The sequence below is a fragment of the Brachybacterium paraconglomeratum genome (assembly GCF_003994255.1).
Taxonomy (GTDB): domain Bacteria; phylum Actinomycetota; class Actinomycetes; order Actinomycetales; family Dermabacteraceae; genus Brachybacterium; species Brachybacterium conglomeratum.
The window spans coordinates 112,688-137,079 of sequence record NZ_ML133851.1 but is presented as its reverse complement, the minus strand read 5'-3'; the positions used below and the strand labels follow the sequence as shown (position 1 = coordinate 137,079).

General features: G+C 72.2%; 19 protein-coding genes. 11 read left to right on the top strand and 8 right to left on the bottom strand.

The window, feature by feature from the left end:
• Positions 1-64 precede the first annotated feature (64 nt).
• From DS079_RS00625 to DS079_RS00610, 4 genes are all read right to left on the bottom strand, one after another.
• Positions 65-2,092: a glycoside hydrolase family 13 protein gene (locus tag DS079_RS00625; RefSeq protein WP_126984396.1), complete on the bottom strand. Its 2,028-nt coding sequence runs from the start codon at positions 2,090-2,092 to the stop codon at positions 65-67.
• A gap of 13 nt (positions 2,093-2,105) precedes the next feature.
• Entirely contained in the window at positions 2,106-3,008 is a 903-nt protein-coding gene (locus DS079_RS00620; RefSeq protein WP_053918813.1) for a sugar ABC transporter permease, read from the bottom strand.
• Between the two features lie 14 nt (positions 3,009-3,022).
• Positions 3,023-4,603, bottom strand: a complete 1,581-nt coding sequence (locus DS079_RS00615; protein ID WP_126984395.1) for an ABC transporter permease subunit — start codon at positions 4,601-4,603, stop codon at positions 3,023-3,025.
• A gap of 135 nt (positions 4,604-4,738) precedes the next feature.
• A complete protein-coding gene (locus tag DS079_RS00610; protein ID WP_126984394.1) occupies positions 4,739-6,019 on the bottom strand; it encodes a sugar ABC transporter substrate-binding protein in 1,281 nt (426 codons plus the stop codon).
• A gap of 160 nt (positions 6,020-6,179) precedes the next feature.
• Here DS079_RS00610 and DS079_RS00605 point away from each other — a divergent pair, with 160 nt between their 5' ends.
• Together DS079_RS00605 and trpS are read left to right on the top strand one after the other, a co-directional pair.
• Positions 6,180-7,181, top strand: a complete 1,002-nt coding sequence (locus DS079_RS00605) for a LacI family DNA-binding transcriptional regulator (protein ID WP_126984393.1) — start codon at positions 6,180-6,182, stop codon at positions 7,179-7,181.
• A 708-nt stretch (positions 7,182-7,889) separates the two neighbouring features.
• A complete protein-coding gene (trpS, locus tag DS079_RS00600) occupies positions 7,890-8,984 on the top strand; it encodes a tryptophan--tRNA ligase (RefSeq protein WP_126984392.1) in 1,095 nt (364 codons plus the stop codon).
• A 98-nt stretch (positions 8,985-9,082) separates the two neighbouring features.
• On the opposite strand, the gene DS079_RS00595 is transcribed toward trpS, so the two are convergent.
• The gene (locus tag DS079_RS00595) at positions 9,083-10,663 is read right to left on the bottom strand and encodes a DUF5129 domain-containing protein (protein WP_126984391.1); all 1,581 of its coding nucleotides are present in this window, start codon (positions 10,661-10,663) and stop codon (positions 9,083-9,085) included.
• A 242-nt stretch (positions 10,664-10,905) separates the two neighbouring features.
• Between DS079_RS00595 and cysK the strand changes: the two genes are divergently transcribed.
• Positions 10,906-11,835 (top strand): cysteine synthase A, encoded by a 930-nt coding sequence (gene cysK, locus DS079_RS00590; RefSeq protein ID WP_062949573.1) that lies wholly within the window; start codon positions 10,906-10,908, stop codon positions 11,833-11,835.
• Positions 11,836-11,846: 11 nt separating this feature from the next.
• Positions 11,847-12,428, top strand: coding sequence for a serine O-acetyltransferase (cysE, locus tag DS079_RS00585; protein ID WP_126984390.1), 582 nt, complete (start codon positions 11,847-11,849; stop codon positions 12,426-12,428).
• A gap of 67 nt (positions 12,429-12,495) precedes the next feature.
• On the opposite strand, the gene DS079_RS00580 is transcribed toward cysE, so the two are convergent.
• Positions 12,496-13,275: an SIR2 family NAD-dependent protein deacylase gene (locus tag DS079_RS00580; protein WP_126984389.1), complete on the bottom strand. Its 780-nt coding sequence runs from the start codon at positions 13,273-13,275 to the stop codon at positions 12,496-12,498.
• Positions 13,272-14,111 carry an aldo/keto reductase gene (locus tag DS079_RS00575; protein ID WP_126984388.1) on the bottom strand — a complete coding sequence of 280 codons (840 nt, stop codon included), beginning with the start codon at positions 14,109-14,111 and terminating at the stop codon, positions 13,272-13,274. The genes DS079_RS00580 and DS079_RS00575 overlap by 4 nt, the downstream gene beginning before the upstream one ends.
• A gap of 111 nt (positions 14,112-14,222) precedes the next feature.
• On the opposite strand from DS079_RS00575, the gene DS079_RS00570 reads away from it, so the two are divergent.
• Entirely contained in the window at positions 14,223-15,485 is a 1,263-nt protein-coding gene (locus tag DS079_RS00570) for an arginine deiminase (protein ID WP_126984387.1), read from the top strand.
• 43 nt (positions 15,486-15,528) lie between these two features.
• Here the strand turns inward: DS079_RS00570 and DS079_RS00565 are convergent, their stop codons facing one another.
• Positions 15,529-16,101 carry a GNAT family N-acetyltransferase gene (locus tag DS079_RS00565; protein WP_241237501.1) on the bottom strand — a complete coding sequence of 191 codons (573 nt, stop codon included), beginning with the start codon at positions 16,099-16,101 and terminating at the stop codon, positions 15,529-15,531.
• Positions 16,102-16,320: 219 nt separating this feature from the next.
• Between DS079_RS00565 and gcvT the strand changes: the two genes are divergently transcribed.
• From gcvT to DS079_RS00535, 6 genes are all read left to right on the top strand, one after another.
• Positions 16,321-17,454, top strand: a complete 1,134-nt coding sequence (gcvT, locus tag DS079_RS00560; RefSeq protein ID WP_126984386.1) for a glycine cleavage system aminomethyltransferase GcvT — start codon at positions 16,321-16,323, stop codon at positions 17,452-17,454.
• Positions 17,455-17,497: 43 nt separating this feature from the next.
• Positions 17,498-17,869: a glycine cleavage system protein GcvH gene (gene gcvH, locus DS079_RS00555; protein ID WP_126984385.1), complete on the top strand. Its 372-nt coding sequence runs from the start codon at positions 17,498-17,500 to the stop codon at positions 17,867-17,869.
• A gap of 86 nt (positions 17,870-17,955) precedes the next feature.
• Positions 17,956-20,889: an aminomethyl-transferring glycine dehydrogenase gene (gene gcvP, locus DS079_RS00550; RefSeq protein WP_126984384.1), complete on the top strand. Its 2,934-nt coding sequence runs from the start codon at positions 17,956-17,958 to the stop codon at positions 20,887-20,889.
• A gap of 120 nt (positions 20,890-21,009) precedes the next feature.
• The gene (locus DS079_RS00545) at positions 21,010-22,221 is read left to right on the top strand and encodes a cobalamin-independent methionine synthase II family protein (RefSeq protein ID WP_126984383.1); all 1,212 of its coding nucleotides are present in this window, start codon (positions 21,010-21,012) and stop codon (positions 22,219-22,221) included.
• 155 nt (positions 22,222-22,376) lie between these two features.
• Positions 22,377-23,519, top strand: a complete 1,143-nt coding sequence (locus DS079_RS00540; RefSeq protein ID WP_126984382.1) for a glycosyltransferase family 4 protein — start codon at positions 22,377-22,379, stop codon at positions 23,517-23,519.
• A 114-nt stretch (positions 23,520-23,633) separates the two neighbouring features.
• On the top strand, positions 23,634-24,377 hold the full coding sequence (locus tag DS079_RS00535; protein WP_126984381.1) for a gamma-glutamyl-gamma-aminobutyrate hydrolase family protein: 744 nt from the start codon (positions 23,634-23,636) through the stop codon (positions 24,375-24,377).
• The last annotated feature ends 15 nt before the right edge of the window (positions 24,378-24,392 follow it).

The window sequence follows — 24,392 nt, the reverse complement described above, 5'->3', positions numbered from 1 at the left end:
TGGGGGGGGGCGGTGCGGGGCGCCGGGCCGACGGGGAGTGCCGGCCCGGAGGATTCGTGGAGTCTCAGACAGAGGTCGGTTCCGTGGTCGTTTCAGCAGCCAGCACGGTGGCGCCGGCCGCGGTGGCCTGCAGGTGCAGCAGCGGTCCGTCCGCGGCGGCGGTGGCGCCGCCGACGGCCGCCAGGGGATGGGCACCGGTCACGCCGGGCAGGGACCGCAGGTCCAAGGCGACGGGATCGTGGGCGTCCCGGGCCAGGTGCACGATGATGTCGCCGTCCGGGTGGGTGCGCACGAGCACAAGGGCGTCGTCCCCGGTGTGCAGCCAGCGCAGGCCGCCGCGGCGCAGGGCCGGGTGCTCGCGGCGCAGGCCCAGCAGGGTGCGGGTGGCCTCCAGCACCTCGGCATCGACCGGAAGATCGGCGTCCCCGGGATCACCCGCCTGCTCGGAGAGGGCGTCGATGGCGGCCCAGGGCATCGGGGTGCGGGCGTGCTCCCCGGTGAGGCCCTCGGCGCCGAGCTCGTCCCCGGCGAAGACGGTGGGCACCCCGGGAAGGGCCGCCAGGGCGGCGACGGCGGTGAGCTGGCGGCCGCGCTCGCCGACCACGGTGCGGGTGCGGGGCGTGTCGTGGCTGGAGAGCTGGTTCTGGGAGTGGAGGCGGGAGGGCCAGGGCATCTGCGCGTTGTAGTCGCGCAGGCTGCGGGAGACGGCACCGCCGGGCAGCCGCGGCGTCGTCATGGGCAGTCCCAGCCAGTTCAGGGCGCTGCCGGGCTCGGCCAGCCAGGCCCACAGGGGCCGGGTGAAGCCGGTGTAGTTCATAGTGCCGTGCCAGCCGTCGCCGTCGAGGTCCCCGGTGGCGTCGTGGCCGTGCTCGGCGACCAGCCAGGTGTCCCGGCCGGTGCGGGCGCGGACTCGGCGCAGGGTGCCGCGCATCTCGCGGGCCACCTCGCGGGTGAGGTCCACAGCACCGTGGCGGCCGGTCATGTTGGCCACGTCGATGCGCCAGCCGTCGGCGAGCACGGGCTCGTCGAGGAATCGCGCGGTCACGGAGCCCTCGCCGCGTGTGAGGCGAGCGCGCAGGGCGGCGCTGCGCTGGTCGAGCTTGGGCAGGCTCGGCACGTCCAGCCAGCTCACGTAGCGGTCCGGGTGCTCGGTGAACAGGTAGTACCCGGCCTCTTCGCTCCCGGCATCGGCCTGGGCGGCGCGGAACCACTCGTGGGTGTCCCCGGTGTGGTTGGTGGTCAGGTCCAGCACCAGGCGCATACCGCGCGCGTGCAGCGCCTTCGAGAGCCGCACCAGGGCCTCCTCGCCGCCGAGCAGCGGATCGACCGCCTCGAAGGTGGAGGCGTCGTAGCGGTGCACGGAGCCGGCGGGGAAGATCGGGGTGAGGTAGACGGTGTCAGCGCCGAGGGAGGCGATGTGGTCCAGGCGCTCGATGATCCCGTCGAGGTCGCCGCCGTAGTACTGGGCGCCGGTGAGGTCGCCGCGCACCGCGGGCTCCTCGTCCCAGCGCATCGGCACCGCCCAGGCGGGCAGGTCCTCCGGGATGGGGCGGCCCTCGGCGTCCTCGGGGATGCGGGAGCTGCGGGCGAAGCGGTCGGGGAAGACCTGGTAGACGATCGCGTCGTCCACCCAGTCCGGGGCCGGCTCGTGCGCGACCAGGCGGAAGTCGGTGGCGTCGGAGACGTCCCAGGGCACTAGGCCGGCGGCGGTGAGCCAGGCGTAGGTGGGGACCGGGGCGCCGGAGGCGGTGCGGGCACCGGGCTCGGCGAGCACGGCGACGCGGTAGGGCACGACCGGGTTCGCGACGGTCAGGGTCGCTTCCCACCAGGTGCCGGTGCCGTCGGACGCGGGACGCGGGGTGAGGTCCCCGGTGAGGATCTCCCCGTCCACCACGGACCGCAGGGCCAGGGTGCGGGCCGGATAGGCGGCAGGCACCCAGACCCGCAGCGTGGCCTCCTGGCCGAGGCCCGCCCGCGGACCCGGCACGAAGGACGGGCCGGAGTCGTGGTGGGGCTGCTCGGTCAGGGGCACGCCGCTGGGCTCGATCGCGGGATCGACCGGCTGCGGGGCGGGGGAGGGGAGATCGCTCATCGGGAGGGTCCGTTCAGCCCTTCACGGCGCCGGCGGTGGAGCCGCCGACGATGTAGCGCTGCAGGAACTGGTACAGGATGATCACCGGCACCATGATCATCACCGAGCCGGCGGCGAAGACGCCCAGGTTGTTGGAGCGGTCGCCCTCGAGCATCCCGTACAGGCCCACGGCCAGGGTCTTGGTGTCGTTGCTGGTCAGGAAGATCGAGCCCAGCAGGAACTCGGAGAGCACACCCACCAGGGCCAGCAGGATGGTGGTGGCAAGGATCGGGGTGAGGGTGGGCAGCAGGATCTTGGTGAACACCTGCCAGTGGGAGCAGCCGTCGATGATGGCGGCCTCGTCCAGCTCCTTGGGCACGGTGTCGAAGAAGCCCTTGATCAGCCACACCTGGCCGAGCGAGCCGCCCAGCAGCACGATGATGTAGCCCGGCAGCGAGTCCAGACCCAGGAAGGGGATCGCCTTGCCCAGCCCGGAGACCATCGAGTAGACCGCGATCATCGCCAGGAACGCCGGGAACATCATCACCAGCAGCAGCGAGAGCAGGCCGATGCGGCGACCGGCGAATCGCAGGCGGCTGAAGGCGTAGGCCGCCAGGGTGGAGAGGAACACCTGCACCAGGGCGACGGTGCCGCACACGATGACCGTGTTCGCGTACCAGCGCAGGAAGGGCCCGCGATCGCCCGCGATCAGGGACTCGTAGTGCACCAGGGAGAAGGCCTTGGGGATCAGGCCGGAGCTGGAGACGGTGCCCAGCGGGTTCACCGAGGCGGAGACGATGAACAGGATGGGGAACACCGCGAAGGCGACGGCGAGGATGCCGACGACGTGGCGCCACCCGACCTCGGCCATCCAGCGGCCGAAGGGCATCCGCCGCTGCGCGGTGACGGAGGTCTGCTGCGAAGTCTGCGTGCTCATGATCGGGCCGCCTCTCAGTTGACGTCTTCGAGGACGCTGGTGAACCGGAACTGGATCGCCGCGAGCACGCCGGTCAGCGCGAACAGGGCGACGGAGACGGCGGAGGCGAAGCCGAAGTCGGCCCCCGAGCCGCCGAAGGCGATGCGGTAGATCATCGAGATCAGGATGTCGGTGCCGCCGCGGGTGTACTCGCCCGGCAGGAACGGACCGCCCTCGGTGAGCAGCTCGATCGCGTTGAAGTTGTTGAAGTTGAAGGCGAAGGAAGCCACCAGCAGCGGGGCCACGGCCACCAGCAGCAGCGGGGTCACCACCTTCACCGTGGTCTGGAAGCGGCTGGCGCCGTCGATGCGGGCCGCCTCCATCACGTCACCGGGGATCGCTTGCAGGGCGCCGGTGGAGACGATGAACATGTAGGGGAAGCCCATCCACAGGTTCGTCAGCAGCACCGCGATCTTGGCCATCGTCGGATCGCCCAGCCAGTTCACGTTGATGCCGAGGGTGGTGTTGATCAGGCCGAAGTCCTGGTTGTAGAAGTTCGACCACACCAGCAGGGCGATGAAGCCCGGCACCGCGTATGGCATCAGCAGGATCGAGCGGTACAGGCGGCGGCCCTTCAGCCGCTCGTCGTTGAGGATCAGCGCCAGGGCGAAGCCGGCCACGAAGGTCAGCGCCACCGAGCCGAGGGCGAAGACCAGGGTCCAGGCGAAGGCGGCGAGGAACTGGCCGGCGATGTTGGAGTCGGTGAACAGGCGCTGGTAGTTGGACCAGCCCACGTTCTGCAGCCAGGACTGGCTGAAGGCGCGCTCGCCGTTCTCGTTCACGAAGTACTCGGAGTCGCCCACGGTGCCGACCGTGTAGACCGCGCCCGTCTGGGTGTCGGTGATGGTGTCGGCGGCCTCGTCGTAGGTCAGCAGGGTGGTGCCCACGTAGGCCTGATTGGCGCCCTGCACCCGCACCGCGGAGTTCTCGTCGACGGGGACGGCGACCTCCTGCAGCGCGTTGTAGGCGTCGTTGACCTCGCGCGCCTCGAGGATCGTGTAGCCGGAGGCCTCGGTGACGTAGTCGTTCTCGACGGTGACGTCGGCGGAGGGCACCGGGGCCAGCTCGGTCTCCTCGTCGCCGGAGTAGACGGTGCCGGTGGCGGGGTCCACCAGGAACAGGGTGAAGGGGCCCTCCACGGGGTCGCCCTGGGTGGCGACCGACATGTTGTACCAGGTGGAGTCGTCGGTCTGGACCACCGAGTTGGCGATGATCGAGTTCACCGCCTGCTCCTTGGTGCCGCGGGTGCCGTCGCCGTAGTTGGTGAAGGAGTAGCCCACCGTGAGGATGATCGGGGTGATCAGGAAGACCGCGAGGAAGAAGGTGCCGGGGAAGAGGTACTTCCCGGGGATGAAGCGCTTCGTGGAGTAGATGACGAAGATCGCGATCGCGGCCAGGACCATCACGGCCAGCCACATCCACTGCTGCTGCTGGATCATCAGCGGCACGGTGAAGGCGGTGACGGCGAGGACGGCGCCGAGGACGATGATGCGCACCAGGACCGCGGGGATCGAGGTGCTGCGCTCGCGGTGCACGGGCGGCAGGGGGCTGGACATGGCGACGGGGCCTTTCACGGGGTGGCGGGGGTGACCGGGCAGGCCGGTCGGACGGGGTGCGACGCCGTGATGTCGCACCCCGTCCGGGGGAGCCGGGGGAGCGGGCGTGCTGCCCGCTCCGTGACGGAGGGAGGGTCAGCCGATCTGGCTGGAGATCTGCTCGCCGGCGGAGGTCATGGTCGACTCGGCGTCCGCGCCGCCGACCAGGTTGGCCTCGGCCTGACCGAGCGGTTCCCAGATGGCGGCCATCTCGGGGATGGCGGGCATCGGGGAGGCGCCCTCGGCGTACTCGGCCACGCGCACGACCTCGGGGTACTCGCCCGAGAGCTTCTCCTGCAGCTCGAGGTTCACCGGGGGCAGCTCGTTGCCGGGGAACATCGCCTCGGCGATGTCGGGGGAGGAGACCACGTCGGCGGCGAACTGCTGGGCGAAGGCCTGATTGGCGCCGCTGGAGGCGACGAAGAAGGCGTTGACACCGGCGAAGGGGGCCGCCGGGTCCATGCCCTCGAAGCCGGGGACCTGGCTCATGGTGAAGTCGACCTCGGCGGTGCGGATGTCGGCCAGGGCCCAGGGGCCCGAGATCAGGTAGGCGGCGTTGCCGTCGGTGAACAGCGAGATCGCGTTGTCGTTGCTGATGGAGGTCTTCAGCACGCCCTGCTCGCCGAGCTCCACGATCTTCTCGGCCGCGGAGATCGAGCCCTCCTGGCCCACGCCCACGTCGGAGGGGTCGAGGTTGCCCTCGGAGTCCTCGCCGAAGAGGTAGCCGCCGCCGGAGGTGTAGAAGGGCTGCATGTGGAAGGCGTCGCCCTCCTCGCCGACCGGCAGGGACAGCACGTTCTCGGCGCCGCCGGCCTTGCCGGCCTCGACCAGCTCCTCCACGGTGGAGGGCTCGGGCACGTCGGTGAGCTCGTTGTTCGCGTAGAGCACCAGGGTCTCCACGGCGTAGGGGGCGCCGTAGGTCTGACCGTCGTAGGTCACGGCCTCCAGGCCGACCGGGGCGATCGCGTCGGAGGCGCCGGAGGGCAGCTGCACCGGGGAGATGGCGCTGTTCTGCACCAGGTTCCCGATCCAGTCGTGGGCGGCCACGATCATGTCGGGGCCGTTGCCGGCCTGGTTGGCGGTGATGAAGTTGCCCTGCAGGTCGTCGGCGACGATCTGCACCGCGACGGTGAGGTTGTTGGCCTCGGCCCAGTCCTGCGCCGGGCCCTCGAGGGCGCCGGCCTTGACCTCGTCGGTCCAGATCACGAGGTCGGCATCGGCGCGCTCGGGCGCCGCGCCCTCGGAGGAGCCGCCCGCGTCCGAGGCGCCGGAGGAGCTGTCGGAACCGGAGTCGCTGCTGCCGCCGCAGGCGGCGAGGACACCGGTGGTGGCGGCGATGCCGCTCAGGGCGAGGAAGTTCTTGCGACGGATCTGCACGTCTTCTCCTTCGAATCGTGGTGCACCTGGCCGTCGGTGGCCGTGCGGATTGGGAGAAAATATAGATCCTGCCGCCGTCCTGTGCAAGAATTAGCAAGAACTTGCAGGACACGATTCGGACACGGCGCGGTGACGCTCGTGACCGGGGAGGATGGGTGTGATGGCGCGACTCATCGACATCGCCAAGGCCGCCGGTGTGAGCGAGGCCACGGTCTCCCGGGTGCTCAACGGGCGATCCGGGGTCAACGAGGCCACCAGGCGTTCCGTGATCGAGACGGCCCGCCGGCTGGGGCGGGAGGTCGGCACCGCCGCCACCCGCTCCGGGCCGCTGGTCGGTGTGCTGGTGCCCGACCTCGACAACCAGGTCTTCACCTCATGGGCCGAGCGCATCGAGGCCGAGCTCTTCGCGCGCGGGGCCGACTGCCTGGTGGCCATGCGTGCCCGGACCGCTGAACGCGAGCGAGAGATCTTGCAGCGTTTCCTGTCGATCGGGGTGGACGGCATCATCGTCGTCTCCGGGCACCACGCCCAGGAGGGTGGCCCCATCGACCACTACCGCGAGGTGTCCGATGCCGGGAGGCCCCTGGTGCTGGTCAACGGCGTGCGCCCGGACCTGGACGCCGCCTACCTGTCCACCGACGACGAGCACGCCGTGCGCGCCACCCTGCAGCACCTCGAGGACCTCGGCCACCACCGCATCGGCCTCGCGGTGGGGGACGAGCGCACCTGGCCGGTGCGCGAGAAGGTGCGGGTCTTCGAGGAGGCTTCCGCCGACAGCGACCGCGAGGAGCGCCCCGTCTCCTACACCGACTTCTCCTACGCCGGGGGCTACGAGGCCGCCCGCGACCTGGTCGCCCGCGGCGCCACCGCGATCATGTGCGGGTCGGACGTGATGGCCGCCGGCGCCCTGGAGGCTGTGCGCGCGATGGGCCTGGCGATCCCGGGGGACGTCTCCGTGGTCGGCTACGACGACGTGTTCTGGTCGGCCCTGACGAACCCGCCGCTGACCACCATGCGCCAGGCCGTGCCCGCCCTGGCTCGCGCGGCCGTGCGCGCCGCGCTCAGTGGCGGCGAGGAGTCCCGTCGCCCCTCCCGCACCTTGGTGGTGGTGCGGCCCCAGCTCGTCGTCCGCGGCTCCACCGGCTCCGCCCCCGAAGCCTGACCCGGGCCGCGGACCGGGGGCTTCCTCGCTCCGGTCGGACGCCGCGAGCGACCCCGGCAACGCCGCACGGCACGGTATTCATCACCTGACTTCCATCCCTGGAAGGGAGCCGAGGAAAACCGGCTCCTCCGTCCGGATGTGCGATCATCTCGGGTCGCACTGACCTCGGTGGACGTGCTCACTGAACATGTTCACCACGGTCGGGGAGGTCCGATGCCTGGAACACGGCACGCACAGCGCGCAGGGACGAGTCGGCGGGTGATCGCCGCACGACGCTGCCGTCCCGGAGGTCGCGGGGTACGAGCCGGAGACCACCGGGTATGGTGCGCTGGACGTCGCGGACGCCATGCTCGGGCTGGTCGATCCCTTCCTGGGATCCTGTTCGCGCACCCCGAGCTGTCGCGGTCCTATGTCGCGATCCTCGTGACGGGCCGCTATCCCTCCACCCTGTTCTCCGAGCTCACCAATCGGCTCACCGCTGACTTCCGGGCTGTGCTGCCGTCCTGTCCGGGTCGTCTACTTCCTCGCAGCCGCCGCCTCCCACCTGCGGGCGTGCTTCCTCGGTCCCGCCTTCTGGGTGAGCTGTCTGGGGATGCTGCTCCTCTCCATCGCCGTGCTGGTGCTCTCCCTGGCCTGGTGAGGCACCCGACGATCCGGTTGTCGTCGGTCGCGTCGGAGGGGCGCGCGGGCGCCGATAGCATGGTGGGCATGACCGATACCGTCGCCGATGTGACCCCCGAAATCGCCCCCTCCAGCTATGACGCCGCCCAGCGGCGCAGCGACGCGATCTGGCAGAAGATCGAGAGCGACCCCAGCGGCCTGCGCATGCTCACCGGTGACCGGCCCACCGGCGCCCTGCACATCGGCCACTACTTCGGCTCCCTGCGCAACCGCGTCCGCCTGCAGCAGGCCGGCGTGGAGACCTGGGTGATCGTCGCCGACTACCAGGTGATCACCGACCGCGAGATCCTCGGCGACATCCAGGGCTCGGTGCGCGAGCTGCTCACCGACTACCTCGCCGTCGGCATCGACCCCGAGCGCGCCACGATCTTCACCCACTCGGCGGTGCCCGCCCTGAACCAGCTCATGCTGCCCTTCCTCTCGCTGGTCACCCAGCCGGAGCTGGAGCGGAACCCCACCGTCAAGGCCGAGCTGGCCGCCGCCGGGAAGTCCGCGATGGGCGGGCTCATGCTCACCTATCCCGTGCACCAGGCCGCAGACATCCTCTTCTGCCACGGCAACCTCGTGCCCGTCGGCAAGGACCAGCTGCCCCACATCGAGCAGACCCGCGTCATCGCCCGGCGCTTCAACGAGCGCTACGCGGGCGGGGAGGAGTACTTCCCCGAGCCCGATGCGCTGCTCTCCGAGTCGCCGACGATCCTGGGGCTGGACGGCGAGAACAAGATGAGCAAGTCTCTGGGCAACACCGTCATGCTGCGGATGGACGAGGCCGAGACGCTCAAGAAGATCAAGAAGGCCAAGACCGACGCCGACCGGCAGATCACCTACGACCCCGAGGATCGCCCCGAGGTCGCGAACCTGCTCACGATCGCCGCGCAGTCCACCGGCCGCACCCCCGAGGACATCGCCGAGGAGATCGGCGACCGCGGCGCGGGCACCCTGAAGATCTTCACCGCGGAGGCCCTGAACGCCCACCTCGCCCCGCTGCGCGCCCGCCGCGCCGAGCTCGAGCAGGATCCCGGTTACCTGATGCAGGTGCTGCGCACCGGCAACGAGCGCGCGAACGCCGAGGCCGACGAGACCCTCCAGCGCGTGCGCGAGTTCATGGGGATGGTCTACTGACCGCTCCTGCCCAGGGACGGGCCTGTGACCTGCGCAGGCAGGTCACGGGCCCGTCCTCGTCCGCGGCCCGCGCCAGGGCGGGCGCGCCCGGTGCCGGCTCAGAAGCGGCTCGAGCTGCCCGCGCCGGAGAACCCGCCGCCGCTGCTCGGGGAAAAGCCGGAGACGCTCGAGGTCGACGAGCTCGAGGTCGTGGGATTCCGGTGCTCCGACAGCGCCTGGCCCGAGGAGCCGTGCCAGGAGGAGTACCAGGCCACGGGGCTCAGCCGCCAGAAGTCCTCGGAGCCTTCGCCCGCGACGGGGCTCCTCCCGTCGCGCCCCTCGAGCTCCGCACGCAGGGCGCGCAGCGAGCGGTAGCGTCGTCCGCGGCCCTCCGCCTCCTCCTGCAGCAGGGCTCGCTCCTCGTCGTCCTCCGCCTGGGCGTCGATCCGCGCCCGGGTCAGGGCCGCGACCGCGGCGGAGAGCTCCCGGGTGAGGGTGTCGAGCTCCTCGAGGGCGGAGTCGGGGTCGATCCCGTCGGCCTCCAGCCGCGCCGTCAGGGCGGTCATCTCCTGCTCGGTGTGCTCGCCCAGGTCCAGCAGTCGGTCGGCGAGCACCTGCTCCGTCCCGGACATCGCCCCGCGCTCTCCGCGCACCGTCCCGAGGCTCTTCAGGGAGTCGCGCAGGGGCAGCAGCTCCAGCTCCCAGCTGCCGCGCCAGCCGCCCATGCGGTGCAGCAGGTCCGCGGCGGCGAGGATCCGGTCGTCGGCCGCATCGAGTGCCTCGACCTCGTCCTCCCAGCGGCGCACCAGGTCCCGGTCCCGGCCGCGCAGCCCCCAGGAGCGGGAGCGCTCCTCGGCCGTGGGCACCTGCTCCCGCAGCTGCTCCGCCTCGGCGAAGGTCTCCGTGTACCGCTCGTGATCCCGCACGACGGCTTGCGCATACGGGGAGGAGTCGGGCAGGGTGCGCCCTGCCGCATCGGTGAGGGCGCGGCGGGCGAGCACGTCGTCATGGCGGATGCGCGTGCGATCCGCCCTCTCCCGGGCACCGCGCCGCTGCCCCAGCACGATCAGCACCCAGCCGCCGGCGAGGACGAGCACGGCGCCGGCGACGATCAGGACGGCGGGATGCTGCCACCAGGGGCGCAGCAGCAGCGCGGCGTACTCCTCGGCGCCGGCCTCGACCGACCGGTCCCAGTCCCCGTCCCGGGCAGGGTCGCGCATGGCGTCCTGGACGTCGGCGAACTGCTCCTCGGTGAGCTTCACGTCCTCCCCGCCGTAGCTGCCGAGGAACCGGTTCTCGGGGTCCAGGGCGAGGATCACCGTCCCGTCGGCCCAGTGCGACCCGTCGGCGGAGAGCAGCGAGGGGTCGGAGCTGCGGGCGTGGTCGAGCACCGCGTCGTTCAGCGCCCTGTCGTCCGCCGGGTCCAGGTCGTGCTCGGTGACGTCCAGGATGAGCACGACCAGGCGCACCTCGGTGCGGAAGTCGATCTCCGCGAGGCGGTGCTCGAGGATCTCCGGGTCCACGGAGCGGGTGGTGTCGGTGACCTCGACGGAGGCCGGCGGCTCGGCGCGCGCGGGCGCGGGGGCGAGCGCCGCCGGCAGGAGGACGGCCAGGAGCCCGAGCAGCAGCAGGACGGCCCTCGAGGGACGGCGGGTGCGGGGTGCGTCGAGAGCGGCGGAGTACGGACGCGACGTGGACATGAGGCGACCGTAACGGCTCGGCCGGCGGGAAGGGGGACGGCTTCCGTTGGTGTCGCGCCCCTCCTCCCGTCGACCCCCGGAAGAACCCCCGGGAGTCTCCGCGGCCGCTCCCGTCAGCCGCTCTCGTCGGCGTCCCGTGGGTCGCCCGTCGAACTCCCGGACCCTTCACGCCTCGCCCCGTTATGATCGACACAAGAAACCCTTGGCCCCGCACCGTGCGGGGCCCGACGAGGAGGTACCGCATGCCCGTCTACGAGAACGTCTCCGATCTTGTCGGCCGCACCCCGCTGGTGAAGCTCAACCGCCTGGGCGACGACGTCCGCGCGACCGTCCTGGCCAAGCTCGAGTTCTACAACCCCGCCAACTCCGTCAAGGACCGCATCGGCGTGGCCATGATCGACGCCGCGGAGCAGTCCGGCGAGCTGAAGCCCGGCGGGACCATCGTCGAGGCGACCTCCGGCAACACCGGCATCGCGCTGGCCATGATCGGCGGCTCCCGCGGCTACAAGGTCGTCCTGACCATGCCCGAGTCGATGTCCAAGGAGCGGCGGATGCTGCTGCGCGCCTACGGCGCCGAGCTGGTCCTCACCGAGGCCGCCAAGGGCATGAAGGGCGCGGTCGAGAAGGCCGAGGAGATCGCGGCGGAGACCGGCGCGGTGCAGGTCAAGCAGTTCGACAACCCCGCGAACCTCGACATCCACCGCCGCACCACCGCCGAGGAGATCTGGGCGGACACCGAGGGCGAGGTCGACGCGGTCGTCGCCGGCATCGGCACCGGCGGCACCATCTCCGGCATCGGCCAGGTGCTCAAGGAGCGCAAGGGCGAGGTGAAGGTCTTCGCCGTCGAGCCCGAGGAGTCCGCGATCCTCAACGGCGGCCAGCCCGGCCCCCACAAGATCCAGGGCATCGGCGCGAACTTCGTGCCCTCGATCCTGGACCGCGAGGTCTACGACGAGGTGCTCGACATCGACGCCGAGACCGCGATGGAGCGGGCCCGCTCCGTGGCACGCGGCGAGGGCCTGCTGGTGGGCATCTCCTCCGGCGCCGCGATCGAGGCCGCCGCCCGCGTCGGCGCCCGCGAGGAGTTCGCCGGGAAGACCATCGTGGTGATCGTGCCCTCCTTCGGCGAGCGCTACCTCTCCACGCCGCTGTTCGCGCAGTACGCGGACTGAGGAAGGACGCCATGGCCGCCCTGGACCGGGTGATGGGCGTCGTCGCGAGCGTCCGGGAGGACCTCGCGGCGGCGCACCGCCGCGACCCTGCGGCGACCGACGACCTCGCGATCCTGCTGACCTCCCCGGGGCTGCACGCGATCTGGACCCACCGCGTGGCGCATCGGCTCTGGGCGCGCGGGGCGAAGCTGCCCGCCCTCGTCCTCGCCCAGGGCGCGCGCTCGGTGACCGGCATCGAGATCCATCCCGGCGCCACGATCGGCCGGCGCTTCTTCATCGACCACGGCATGGGCGTCGTGATCGGCGAGACCGCCGAGGTGGGCGACGACGTGATGCTCTACCACGGGGTGACCCTCGGCGGCCGGTCGATGGAGCGGGTCAAGCGCCATCCCACGGTCGGCGACGGCGTGGTGATCGGGGCCGGTGCCCGGGTGCTCGGCCCGATCACGCTCGGCGAGGGCGCCCAGGTCGGGGCCAACGCCGTGGTCGTCAAGGACGTCCCGGCCCGGGCGACCGCCGTCGGCATCCCGGCGACGGTCCGCGTCGGTGCGGCGCATCCCGAGGAGCACACCGACCCGGCGATCTGGATCTGATCCGGAGACGACGACCCGCGGGGCCCCTGGCCTCGCGGGTCGCGCGCGCCTGCCGGGACCGCTGCGCTCAGGCGCCGAAGGGATCGAGGAACGAGGTCCCGCCGACGCGGTGGACGCGCCGCTCCCAGGCGGGCAGCACCTCATGCGCGTCCTCGGCCAGGACGTGGTCGAACAGCTCGGAGGAGCCGTGCGGCGGAGCGATGTCGACCAGCACCGTCGTCGCCCCGTGCTCCCGGGCCAGCGGCGCGAGCTGCGCCGCGGGGAAGACGACACCGCTGGTGCCGACGACGACGAAGAGATCCGCACGCTGCGCGAGGCGCATGGCGAGCTCGAGCTCCGCGGAGGGCAGCTGCTCGTCGAAGAGGACAACGTCCGGGCGGGTCGGCTCCCCGCAGCGCGGGCAGTGACCGGGCACGCCGTGGCCTTCGGGGGAGGATCCCTCGCCCGGCGCGAGCACCGCCCGCCAGTCGCAGCGCCGCCCCAGGCACACCGCGTGCAGGGCGCTGCCGTGGAGCTCGGCGACGACCTCGCTGCCCGCGGCCTGGTGCAGCCCGTCGACGTTCTGGGTGATCACCGGCGCACCGAGGCGGGCGATCGCCCGGTGCCCCGGAGTGGGGCCGTGCGCGAGCGCGATCGAGGCCATCCGCCCCCACACGGCCCACAGCTGCGGCAGCGAGGTCGGCAGCAGGGAGGCGTGCATCGCCTGCTCGGTCTCCGGCTCGAGGGCCCACAGGCCCTCCGGGCCGCGGAAGGTGCCCAGTCCCGTGCGGGCGCTGAGCCCGGAGCCCGTGAGGAAGACGACCTCACGGTGCTCCGGTCCCGGGACGAAGGGAGCGGCCGTGCTCACCACTCCTCGTGCTCGCGGGAGTCCCAGGCGGCGTCCTCCCCGAGGTCGAGGGAGGCCAGCAGCGCACGGTCCTCGTCGTCCAGGGAGATCCCCTCGAGCGTCGCGTTGGTGCGCTGGCGGGTCGGGTCCTGCGACTTCGGGATCACGACGATGTCCTGGTCCACGGCCCAGCGCAGCGAGATCTGCGAGGTGCTCACGCCGTGCTTCTCGGCGACGCGGCGCAGCGCGAACTGCTCGCCGAGGCCCTCGCGGCCGCCGAGCGGGCCCCAGGCCTGGGTGACGATGCCGTGCTCGCGATGGAAGGCGACGGCTTCCCGCCGCTGCAGGGCGGGGGAGAGCTGGATCTGGTTCACCTCGGGCGCGACGCCGGTCTCGTCGATCAGCTGCTGCAGCTGCTCGGGGCGGAAGTTCGAGACGCCGATGTGCTGGGTCAGGCCCTCCTCCTTCAGCTCGACGAGGGTGCGCCAGGTGTCCAGGGCGAGGCCCCGCGACGGGTTCGGCCAGTGGATGAGGGTCAGGGCCACGCGGGGCAGGCCCAGGCGGCGCAGCGAGCCGAGCAGGCCCTCGCGGGCCTCCTCCCGGCCCTGGTCGCCGCCGGCGATCTTGGTGGTGATCAGCGCCTCGTCGGGGTCCAGGCCGCTGTCGCGCAGGCCCTGGCCGACGGCGGCCTCGTTGCCGTACTGGGCGGCGGTGTCGACGAGCCGGTAGCCGGCGCGCAGCGCCGCCGCGACCGCGTCGGCGCCGCCCGTGCCCTTCATACCGGAGGTGCCGAAGCCGATCAGCGGGAAGACGGTGCCGTCGGCGAGGGCGGTGGTGGGGATGGACAGCTCGGACACGGATCCTCCTGGATGACGGTGACGGGTGCTCCCAGCGTATCGATCCTCCCGCCCGGATGCTCTGCTAGCGTCCGGCACGACGAGGACGTCGACCCGCGAGGAGAGCGCAGCATGAGCAGCACCGGCACGGCCCCGACCCCGGAGGCGGCCCCCGCCGCGGGCGCCCACGGGGTGCACGACGAGATCTCGCCGCTGCGCACCGTCCTCGTCCACCGGCCCGGCCGCGAGCTCGAGCGGCTCACCCCGGACACCCGCGAGGAGCTGCTCTTCGACGAGGTGCTGTGGCGGGACCGCGCCGAGGCGCAGCACGACGAGTTCACCCGCCTCCTGGGCGACCAGGGGGTCGAGGTCCTCCAGCTGCGGGACCTGCTCGTCGACATCGTGCGCGACGCGGGGCTGCGGGAGCACCTGCTCGCCCGCGCCCTCGACCCCGCCGTGCTCGGCGACATCGCCGTCCAGGACCTGCGCGGAGGGCTCGCCGACCTCGAGGCCGAGGCGCTCGCGGACGTGCTGATCGGCGGGATCACCGTCGGCGAGCTGAGGTCGCTCGGGGCGGAGCCGCGCTCGATCGCGCTGCAGCGGGTGGGGGAGGAGCACCTCGTGCTCGACCCGCTGCCCAACCACCTGTTCACCCGCGACACCTCCGTTTGGATCGGCGACGTGGTCTCGGTCGGCGCCATGCGACGCTCGGCCCGGCGGCGGGAGAGCCTCCACCTGGAGATGGTCTACCGCCACCATCCGCGCTTCGCCGGGCCCGGCGGTCCGCGCCGCCTGCTCGGCCGCGACGGCGCCGGGGCGGCGAGCGTCGAGGGCGGCGACGTGATGATGCTGTCCCCGCGCACGGTCGCGATCGGGATGTCGGAGCGCACCAGCGCCGTCGGCGTCGAGCGCCTCGCCGCCGCCCTCCTCGCCGACGACGCGGTGGACCGGGTGATCGCGATCGCGCTGCCCCACCGCCGCGCGATGATGCACCTGGACACCGTCACGACCGTCGTCGACGAGGAGTCGATGCTCCGCTTCGGGCCCCTGCCGGCGCTGGAGACCTTCGAGATCGAGCGGCTCGGCGACCGGCTGGTCTCCCGGGCGCGACCGGCCGACGAGATGGACGCCGTGCTCGCCCGCGGGCTCGGGGTCCCCTCCCTGCGGGTGCTCACCCCGCCGCTGGACGCCTACGCCGCCGCGCGCGAGCAGTGGGACGACGGGTGCAACGTGCTCGCCCTCGCACCGGGGAGGGTCATCGCCTACGAGCGGGCCGCGGCGACCAACGACTATCTGCGCGCCCGGGGTGTGGAGGTGCTCGAGTTCGCGGGCGACGAGCTGGGGCGCGGTCGGGGAGGTCCGCGCTGCATGAGCTGCCCCGTCGCACGCGGCTGATCGCCGACGCACCTGAGCGTCGACGCGGCTGAGCGCGGTGCCCTCAGCGGCGCGTCGGGGGCGGCGGGTCCTCCGCGGTCTGCAGGGGCGCCTCCTGGGCGGGCAGCGGCTCGCGCAGCGAGCGCTCCAGCAGCAGCTGCTGGGTGCCGAACTCCTCGAGCCCCTTGCGCACCGTGAACCCCAGCTTGCGAAGCAGGGCCACGCTGCGCTTGTTGCGGGTCTGGCTGATCGCGATGACGACCTCGTCCTCGAGCTCGCGGCGCGCCCAGTCCAGCAGCGCGATGCAGGACTCCGCGGCGTAGCCCAGACCGGTCCATTCGGGCAGCAGCGCGTAGGACAGCTCCAGCTCCCCGCGGTCGTAGTCCAGCGTGATCGAGCCGATCATCGTGTCGTCCTCGGCCAGGGCGAGCACCCAGCGCCCCCAGGTGATGCCCAGCGGGGAGAGCTCGAGCGCCTGGCGGGAGGCGTAGTCCACCGCGCCGCCGAGGTACTCGCGGGTGACCGGGTCGGTCATCAGCCGGATCAGCGCAGTGCGGTCGGCGTCGCCCGGCGGCCGGATCACGAGTCGGGGACTGCGGATCCGGACGGGCCACTCGGCGGTGCCTTCCTTCGTCACGACCACCACGGTACAAGCACCAGGGCCCGTCGCGCCCGCCGGGATCCCGCGTCACCGTGGCAACGGGGTGCGACGAGGACCGTGAGGCGTGTCCGGGTTCGGTATGGTGAGCCTGCGGCACATCGGTGTGCCGCCGAGTGTCGGTGCCCGGTCCCGCACCGGGCCTCGCGAGTCGGTCAGGACGGACATTCACGCAGTCCCCGGACGAGTAGGAGCACCATGGTCGACCAGGACCTTCGCAGCACGGCACTGGAGGCGGTGCACGAGTCGCTCGGAGCGACGTTCACGGACTTCGCGGGCTGGCGGATGCCGGTCCGCTACGACTCGGACCTCGCCGAGCACAGGTCGGTGCGCGAGAGCGCCGGCCTCTTCGACCTCAGCCACATGGGCGAGATCCACCTGCGCGGGCCGCAGGCGGGCGAGGCTCTCGACCATGCCATGGCCGGCAAGCTCTCCGCCGTGGCCGTCGGCCGGGCGAAGTACACCCTGCTCCTGACCGAGCAGGGCGGGGTGATCGACGACGTGATCGTCTACCGCCTCGCCGAGGACCACTTCCTCGTCGTCGCCAACGCCTCCAACGCCGTCGTCGACGCCGAGGAGATCCGCGCCCGCGCCAAGGACTTCGACGTCGAGGTCGACGATGCCTCGGACCGCACCTCCCTGATCGCGGTGCAGGGCCCCGCCAGCGAGCAGATCCTGCTGGACCTCCTGGCCGCCGAGGACTCCGGCGTCGAGGGCGTCACCGCCGAGGACATCACCTCGATGAAGTACTACCGCTTCGCCGAGGGCACCTGGCGCGGCGACGACCTGCTCGTGGCCCGCACCGGCTACACCGGCGAGGACGGCTTCGAGCTGTACGTCGGCGACGACTCCGCCGAGGAGCTCTGGAAGGCCCTCACCGCCGTCGGCGGGGATCGGATCGTGCCCTGCGGCCTCGCCTGCCGCGACACCCTCCGCCTCGAGGCCGGCATGCCGCTGTACGGCAACGAGCTGAGCCGGGACCTGCTGCCCGCCCAGGCGGGCATGGGCCGCATCGTCGCGCTCTCCTCCAAGGGCGACTTCGTCGGCCGGGAGGCTACCGAGGCGGCGCAGACCGAGGGACTGCCCGTCCTGGTGGGCCTCGCGGCCGAGGGCCGCCGGGCCGCCCGGGCCGGCTCCGCCGTCCGCGACGGGGAGGGGAACGAGATCGGCGCCGTCACCTCCGGCGTGCTCTCGCCGTCCCTCGGCCATCCCATCGCGCTGGCCTACATCGACCCCTCCCACCGAGAGGTCGGCACCGAGCTGGTGGTCGACGTGCGCGGCAAGGACCTGCCGGTCCGCGTCGTCGAGACGCCCTTCTACCGCCGCGGCTGAGCGGCTCCGAGTTCCCCGACCGTCCCCAGGAAGGACCAGAGAAATGTCCGCAGAACTCCTCTACAGCAAGGACCACGAGTGGGTCCGCGTCGAGTCCGACGGCGTCGCCGTGATCGGCGTGACCGACTTCGCCGCCGAGCAGCTCGGCGACGTCGTCTACGTCGACCTGCCCGAGGCCGGCTCCGAGATCACCTCCGGCACCGAGATGGGCGAGATCGAGTCGACCAAGTCCGTCTCCGATCTCTTCTCGCCGATCAGCGGCACCGTCTCCGAGACCAACCAGGCCGTCGTCGACGAGCCCGAGCTCGTGAACTCCTCGCCCTTCGAGGAGGGATGGCTGATCAAGGCCAGCTTCGAGGCGCTGCCCGACGACCTGCTGAGCGCTGAGGAGTACAAGGCCCTCACCCAGTCCTGAGCATGCAGGGGCGGCCCGGTGCCGGGCCGCCCCGCGCCCAGGCCACGACCCCGCACCTCCACGTAGAACCTCAGGGACACGCCTTCATGACCGCAACGCCTGCGCTCGATCACGACTCCTTCGTCCGCCGCCACGTCGGCACCGACCCCGGCGCCCAGCGCCACATGCTCGAGGTCCTGGGCTACGAGTCCCTGGACGAGATGCTGCGGGCCGCGGTGCCCTCCACGATCCTGCTGGACGAGGAGGCGCTCGACGCGACCTCCGTCCCCGACGGGATCACCGAGCCCGCCGCGCTCGAGGAGCTCCGCGCCCTCGCGGACCGCAACATCGTGCACCGCTCCCTGATCGGCCTCGGCTACCACGGCACCCACACCCCCGCCGTCATCCAGCGCAACGTGCTGGAGAACCCCGCCTGGTACACCGCCTACACGCCGTACCAGCCCGAGATCTCGCAGGGCCGTCTCGAGGCGCTGCTGACCTTCCAGACCATGGTCTGCGACCTCACCGGGATGGACGTCTCCAATGCCTCCACCCTCGACGAGGCGACCTCCGCGGCGGAGGCGCTGATGCTCGCCCGCCGCACCGCGAAGCGCAACGGGAACGTCTTCCTCGTCGACGCCGACGCGCTGCCGGCCACCAAGGCGGTGCTGCAGGGCCGCGCCGACGGGCTCGGCATCGAGCTGCGCGAGGTCGACTTCCGCACGGACGGCGCCCCCGAGGGCGACTACTTCGGCGCCCTGATCCAGTACCCCGGCGCCTCCGGCCGCATCTGGGACCCGCGCGACGTCATCGCCGAGGTCAGGTCCACCAAGGCCGTCGCGATCGTCGCCGCGGACCTGCTCTCCCTGACCATGCTCGCCTCCCCGGGCTCGCTCGGCGCCGACGTCACCGTCGGCACCACCCAGCGCTTCGGCATCCCGCTCGGCTTCGGCGGCCCGCACGCCGGCTTCGTCGCCGTGCGCAAGGGCCTCGAGCGGCAGCTGCCCGGCCGCCTGGTTGGCGTCTCCCGCGACGCCGACGGCCACCCCGCCTACCGCCTCTCCCTGCAGACCCGCGAGCAGCACATCCGCCGCGACAAGGCCACCAGCTCCATCACCACCGCGCAGGTGCTGCTGGCCGTGATGGCCGCGATGTACGCCGTCTACCACGGCCCGGAGGGCCTGACCCGGATCGGTCGCACGGTCGCCGACCGCACCGCCTCCCTCGCCGACCTCCTGCGCCGCAGCGGCTTCGAGCTGGTCGCGGAGTCCTTCTTCGACACCCTCGAGGTGCGGGCCACCGGCACCGCCACCGACATCGCCGCCTCCCTGCGCGAGGCTGGGTTCCTGGTCCGCGTGCTCGGCGACGACGTGGTCCACCTGTCGCTGGACGAGACGATCACCGCCGCGGACCTGCAGGCGATCGCCGCGGCCTTCGCCCCGCACGCCCCGACCCCCGGCCAGGAGCTCGCCGAGGTCGGCTCCGGCGCCGGCTGGGACGGCCTGGTGCGCGAGGACCCCTTCCTGCGCCACCCGGTGTTCTCCTCCTTCCGCTCCGAGACCGCGATGATGCGCTACCTGCGCCGCCTCTCCGACCGGGACTTCGCGCTGGACCGGGGCATGATCCCGCTGGGCTCGTGCACGATGAAGCTCAACGCCGCCACCGAGATGGCCGGCATCACCTGGGCCGAGTTCAACGGGATCCATCCCTTCGCGCCGACCGAGGACGTGACGGGCTATCTCGACCTCATCACCCAGCTCGAGACCTGGCTGACGGACCTGACCGGCTACGACACGGTCTCCCTGCAGCCCAACGCCGGCTCGCAGGGCGAGTTCGCGGGCCTGCTGGCGATCCGCGCGTATCACGCCTCCCGCGGCGAGTCCTCCCGCGACGTGTGCCTCGTGCCGAGCTCTGCCCATGGCACCAACGCCGCCAGCGCCGTGAACGCGGGCCTGCGCGTCGTGGTCGTCGCCTCGGATGCGAAGGGCAACATCGACCTCGACGATCTGGGGCAGAAGATCAAGGACCACGGCGACGAGCTCGCCGCCATCATGATCACCTACCCCTCCACGCACGGCGTGTACGAGGAGGAGGTGCGCACCGTGTGCGAGCTGGTGCACGACGCGGGCGGCCAGGTCTACGTCGACGGCGCGAACCTCAACGCGCTGCTGCAGGTGGCGCGTCCCGGCGAGTTCGGCGGCGACGTCTCCCACCTGAACCTCCACAAGACCTTCTGCATCCCGCACGGCGGCGGCGGCCCGGGCGTCGGCCCGGTCGCGGCGAAGGCGCACCTGGCGCCGTTCCTGCCCGGTCACCCCGAGATCCAGCGCGAGTCGCACCCGGTCGCCGGGGCGGGGGAGCAGGTCCACGGCGGCGCGCCCGTCTCGCAGGCGCCCTACGGCTCGCCGTCGATCCTGCCGATCACCTGGACCTACATCCGCCTGATGGGGCCGGACGGGCTGCGCCACGCCACCGCCTCGGCGGTGCTCGCGGCGAACTACATGGCCCGCCGCCTCTCCGAGTCCTACGAGATCCTGTACACCGGCGAGAACGGGCTGGTCGCCCACGAGTGCATCGTGGACCTGCGCCCCTTCACCGAGCGCACCGGGATCACCGTCGACGACGTCGCCAAGCGCCTCATCGACTACGGCTTCCACGCCCCGACCATGTCCTTCCCCGTCGCGGGGACGCTCATGGTCGAGCCCACCGAGTCCGAGGACCTCGCCGAGATCGACCGCTTCGTCGAGGCGATGCTGATGATCGCGAAGGAGGCCGACGAGGTGCTCGCCGGCACCTGGCCCGCCGAGGACAACCCGCTGGTGAACGCGCCGCACACGGCCTCGTCGATCGCGACGGGGGAGTGGACCCACCCCTACTCCCGCGAGATCGCCGTCTACCCCGGCTCCTGGACCGCGCCCGAGGACGACTCCGTCCACGACAGCGCCCAGATGCGGATCCAGTCGAAGTACTGGCCGCCGGTGCGTCGCATCGACCAGGCCTGGGGCGACCGCAACCTGGTGCCCACCTGGCCGCTGGACTGACCTCGGCCGATCCCGCCCCTCGCCCGCCCGGACCGCTCCCGCGGCCCGGGCGGGCGTGTTCGTGAACTGCTGTGACGGCCCGGCTCGTGTCCGGGCCGCCCCTGCTCCTAGGCTCGGCCCATGACCGAGATCCTCACCAGCCACGCCGGCTCCCTGCCCCGCAGCCCGGAGCTCATCGCCGCCAACGCCGCCCGCCCCGTCGGCGAGGACGGACTGACCCCCGCCCCCACCGACGAGTTCCGCGAGGTGCTGCGCCAGGCCGTCCTCGACGTCGTCGCGAAGCAGCGCGAGATCGGGATCTCGATCCCCAACGACGGCGAGTACGGGCACCTGATGGGCTCGGCCGTGAACTACGGCTCCTGGTGGTCCTACATCTTCGACCGGGTCAGCGGCCTGGAGATCACGGGCAGCGACCATTTCTCCTCCGAGCCGGTGCGCTCCACCCCCGGGAACGTGCGCCTGACCACCTTCCCCGATCGCCGGGACTGGACGCTCTTCGCGGAGGCGTACCAGGACCCGACCTCGGGCGTCACCGTCGGCTCCCAGCCCACCTTCCCCGCCGCGACCTCCGCGATCGCCTACTCCGACACCGGTCGCGAGCTGGTCGCGCAGGACGTGGCGAACTTCCGCGCCGCGCTCGACTCCGCCGGCTTCGCGAACGGCTACCTCGCCGCGCTGTCCCCGGGCTCCGGCTCCCGCATCAACGACGACCACTATGGCGACGAGGACGCCTTCCTCGACGCCTGGGTCGAGGTGATGCGCCCCGAGTACGAGGCGATCGCCGCCGCGGGTCTTACCGTGCAGATCGACGACCCGTCGATCGCCGAGAACTGGGACCAGATCAACCCCGAGCCCTCCGTCGCCGACTACGTCGAGTTCACCCGCAAGCGCGTCGACGCCGTCAACCGGGCGCTGGTGAACGTGCCGACCGAGCAGACCCGCTTCCACCTGTGCTGGGGCTCCTGGCACGGCCCGCACACCACCGACATCGAGTTCCGCCACATCGCGCCGCTGCTGCTCGAGATCGACGCGAAGTACTACTCCTTCGAGGCCGCCAACGTGCGCCACGAGCACGAGTGGACCGTGTGGCAGGACCTCCAGCTGCCGGAGGACAAGGTGATCGTCCCCGGCATCGTCTCCCACGCCACCAACGTCGTCGAACACCCCGAGCTGGTCGCCCAGCGACTGGAGCGCTTCGCGCGGATCGTCGGCCCCGAGCGCGTGATCGGCTCGACCGACTGCGGACTCGGCGGGCGCATCCACCCGCAGATCGCCTGGGCGAAGCTCGCCTCGCTCGTGGAGGGCGCGGCCCTCGCCTCCTCCCGGCTGTGAGGCCGGCGCGCCGCTGAGCCCCGCGGGGTCCTGATCGGAGCCGGTCGGGACCCCGCGTCCGGGCCCTCGGGCGGGGGCGAGAGTTCACCGCCTGGTCGACGACACGTCACGCCCCCGTGGCGCCGCGGAGACCCGGGCGGCGGAACATCGGGGGCGTGAGGATCCTCGTCGTCGCCGAATCGTTCCTGCCGCACATGAACGGGGTCACCAACTCGGTGCTCCGCGTCGTCGACCACTTCGCCGCCTCGGGCGATGATCTCGGGATCATCGCCCCGAAGTGGCCCGGGGCCGACAAGCACCTGCGCACCTCCTGCGGACGCAGGGTCCGGGTGCGCCGCATCGCCTCCGCCCCCATGCCGGGCTACACCGAGGTGCGCATCGCCACCACCAGCGCCGCCACCCTGCGCCGTCGCATCGACGAGTTCGCGCCCGACGTCATCCACCTCGCCTCGCCGATGATCCTCGGCGGCCGCGCCGTGGTCGCGGCGCAGAAGGCCGGGGTGCCGACGGTCGCCGTGTACCAGACCGACATCCCCGGCTACACGGCCCGCTACGGCATGCCCTTCCTCGAGAACGCCTCCTGGCAGCTGCTGCGCGACGTGCACAACCGCGCCATCCTCAACCTCGCCCCGTCCACCGCGACCCGCGACCAGATGCTCGAGCACGGGATCGAGCGGGTCCACCTGTGGCGGCGCGGCGTGGACACCTCGCTGTTCTCCCCCTCGCTGCGCAGCGCGAAGCTCCGGGCCCGCTACGCCGAGCCGGAGGAGAAGCTCGTGGTCTACGTGGGCCGGCTCGCCCCCGAGAAGCAGGTCGCCGATCTGCGCGTGCTGCACGACATGCCCGGGGTGCGCCTGCTGATCGTCGGCGACGGCCCTGAGCGGGACGCCCTGCGTCGCGACATGCCCCGGGCGCGCTTCGCCGGATTCCGCTCCGGCACGGACCTCGCCGCGCACCTCGCCAGCGCCGACCTCTTCGTCCACCCCGGCGAGCTCGAGACCTTCGGGCAGACGATCCAGGAGGCCATGGCCTCCGGCCTGCCCGTCATCGCACCGCGCCGCGGAGGACCGGTGGATCTGGTCACCCCGAGCCGCACCGGCTGGCTGTACACCCCGGGGATGCTCGACGAGCTCCGCGACCGCGCCGCGGACCTGCTCTTCGACGACGCGAAGCGCGAGGCCTTCGGCACGGCGGCGCTGGAGTCCGTGCGCAAGCGCACCTGGCCGGTGCTCAGCGAGCAGCTGCGCGGCTACTACCGCCGGGCGATCGAGGAGCACGCCGGAGTGCCCGCTCGCTGAGCCGCCGTCACATTCCGCCACACAGCTCGCGGGGAGGGGCTGCCGCGGGGTGGACTGAGTCCTGTCGCCGATCGGCGGCACGTGACCCGGCTCCACTGCGGAAAGGACAACATCATGGCGCAGCGCACTCGTCGCCCGCTCATCGGCGTGACCGCGGGGACCCGCACCATGATGTCCGGCGCCTGGGAGGGTCACGACGCGGTCGTCGTCAACGAGCACTACGTCCGCGCACTGCGCGAGGCCGGCGCCCGGCCCGTGATCCTCTCCCCGCAGGACCCCTGGACCGAGGAGGAGCTCGCCGAGCTCGACGGCCTCGTCCTCACCGGCGGCACCGACCTCGACCCTGCGGCCTGGGGCGAGGACGCGCTCGGGACCGACATGACCCCGGACCCCGCCCGCGACGCCTTCGAGACCGCGCTCTACCGCACCGCCCGAGAGGTCGGCGTGCCCGTGCTCGGGATCTGCCGCGGCCTGCAGATCATCACGATCGCCGAGGGCGGCCGGCTGCACCGCCACCTGCCCGAGGACGTCCCCGCCCACCCGACCACCGGGCTCGCCCCCACTGCGGTCGACGTCGAGATCGACGCGGCCAGTGACCTCGCCCTCGCCCTCGGCACCTCGGCCCGGGTCACCGCCTTCCACCACCAGGGCGTGCGCGAGGTCCGCGGCGACCTGCGCATCGTCGCCCGGCACGCGAGCGGCCTCCCGCTCGCGGTCGAGGCCGCCTCGGGCACCGGCGTGATCGGGGTGCAGTGGCATCCCGAGATCGACGGCGAGGCCGGCGCCGCAGTGTTCGAGAGCCTGCTCACCGCGATCCGGCACCGGGACGTGGCCGCGAGCAGCCGCGCACTGGTCTAGGATGGTCCTGGTCGC

Excerpts from the sequence above, each read along its gene's own strand:
- DS079_RS00595 (WP_126984391.1), bottom strand. The coding sequence starts at position 10,663 with ATGTCCACGTCGCGTCCGTACTCCGCCGCTCTCGACGCACCCCGCACC.
- DS079_RS00535 (WP_126984381.1), top strand. The coding sequence starts at position 23,634 with ATGGCGCAGCGCACTCGTCGCCCGCTCATCGGCGTGACCGCGGGGACC.
- DS079_RS00570 (WP_126984387.1), top strand. The coding sequence starts at position 14,223 with ATGAGCAGCACCGGCACGGCCCCGACCCCGGAGGCGGCCCCCGCCGCG.
- DS079_RS00545 (WP_126984383.1), top strand. The coding sequence starts at position 21,010 with ATGACCGAGATCCTCACCAGCCACGCCGGCTCCCTGCCCCGCAGCCCG.
- DS079_RS00605 (WP_126984393.1), top strand. The coding sequence starts at position 6,180 with ATGGCGCGACTCATCGACATCGCCAAGGCCGCCGGTGTGAGCGAGGCC.
- cysE (WP_126984390.1), top strand. The coding sequence starts at position 11,847 with ATGGCCGCCCTGGACCGGGTGATGGGCGTCGTCGCGAGCGTCCGGGAG.
- DS079_RS00620 (WP_053918813.1), bottom strand. The coding sequence starts at position 3,008 with ATGAGCACGCAGACTTCGCAGCAGACCTCCGTCACCGCGCAGCGGCGG.
- DS079_RS00615 (WP_126984395.1), bottom strand. The coding sequence starts at position 4,603 with ATGTCCAGCCCCCTGCCGCCCGTGCACCGCGAGCGCAGCACCTCGATC.
- cysK (WP_062949573.1), top strand. The coding sequence starts at position 10,906 with ATGCCCGTCTACGAGAACGTCTCCGATCTTGTCGGCCGCACCCCGCTG.
- gcvP (WP_126984384.1), top strand. The coding sequence starts at position 17,956 with ATGACCGCAACGCCTGCGCTCGATCACGACTCCTTCGTCCGCCGCCAC.
- gcvH (WP_126984385.1), top strand. The coding sequence starts at position 17,498 with ATGTCCGCAGAACTCCTCTACAGCAAGGACCACGAGTGGGTCCGCGTC.
- gcvT (WP_126984386.1), top strand. The coding sequence starts at position 16,321 with ATGGTCGACCAGGACCTTCGCAGCACGGCACTGGAGGCGGTGCACGAG.
- trpS (WP_126984392.1), top strand. The coding sequence starts at position 7,890 with ATGACCGATACCGTCGCCGATGTGACCCCCGAAATCGCCCCCTCCAGC.
- DS079_RS00625 (WP_126984396.1), bottom strand. The coding sequence starts at position 2,092 with ATGAGCGATCTCCCCTCCCCCGCCCCGCAGCCGGTCGATCCCGCGATC.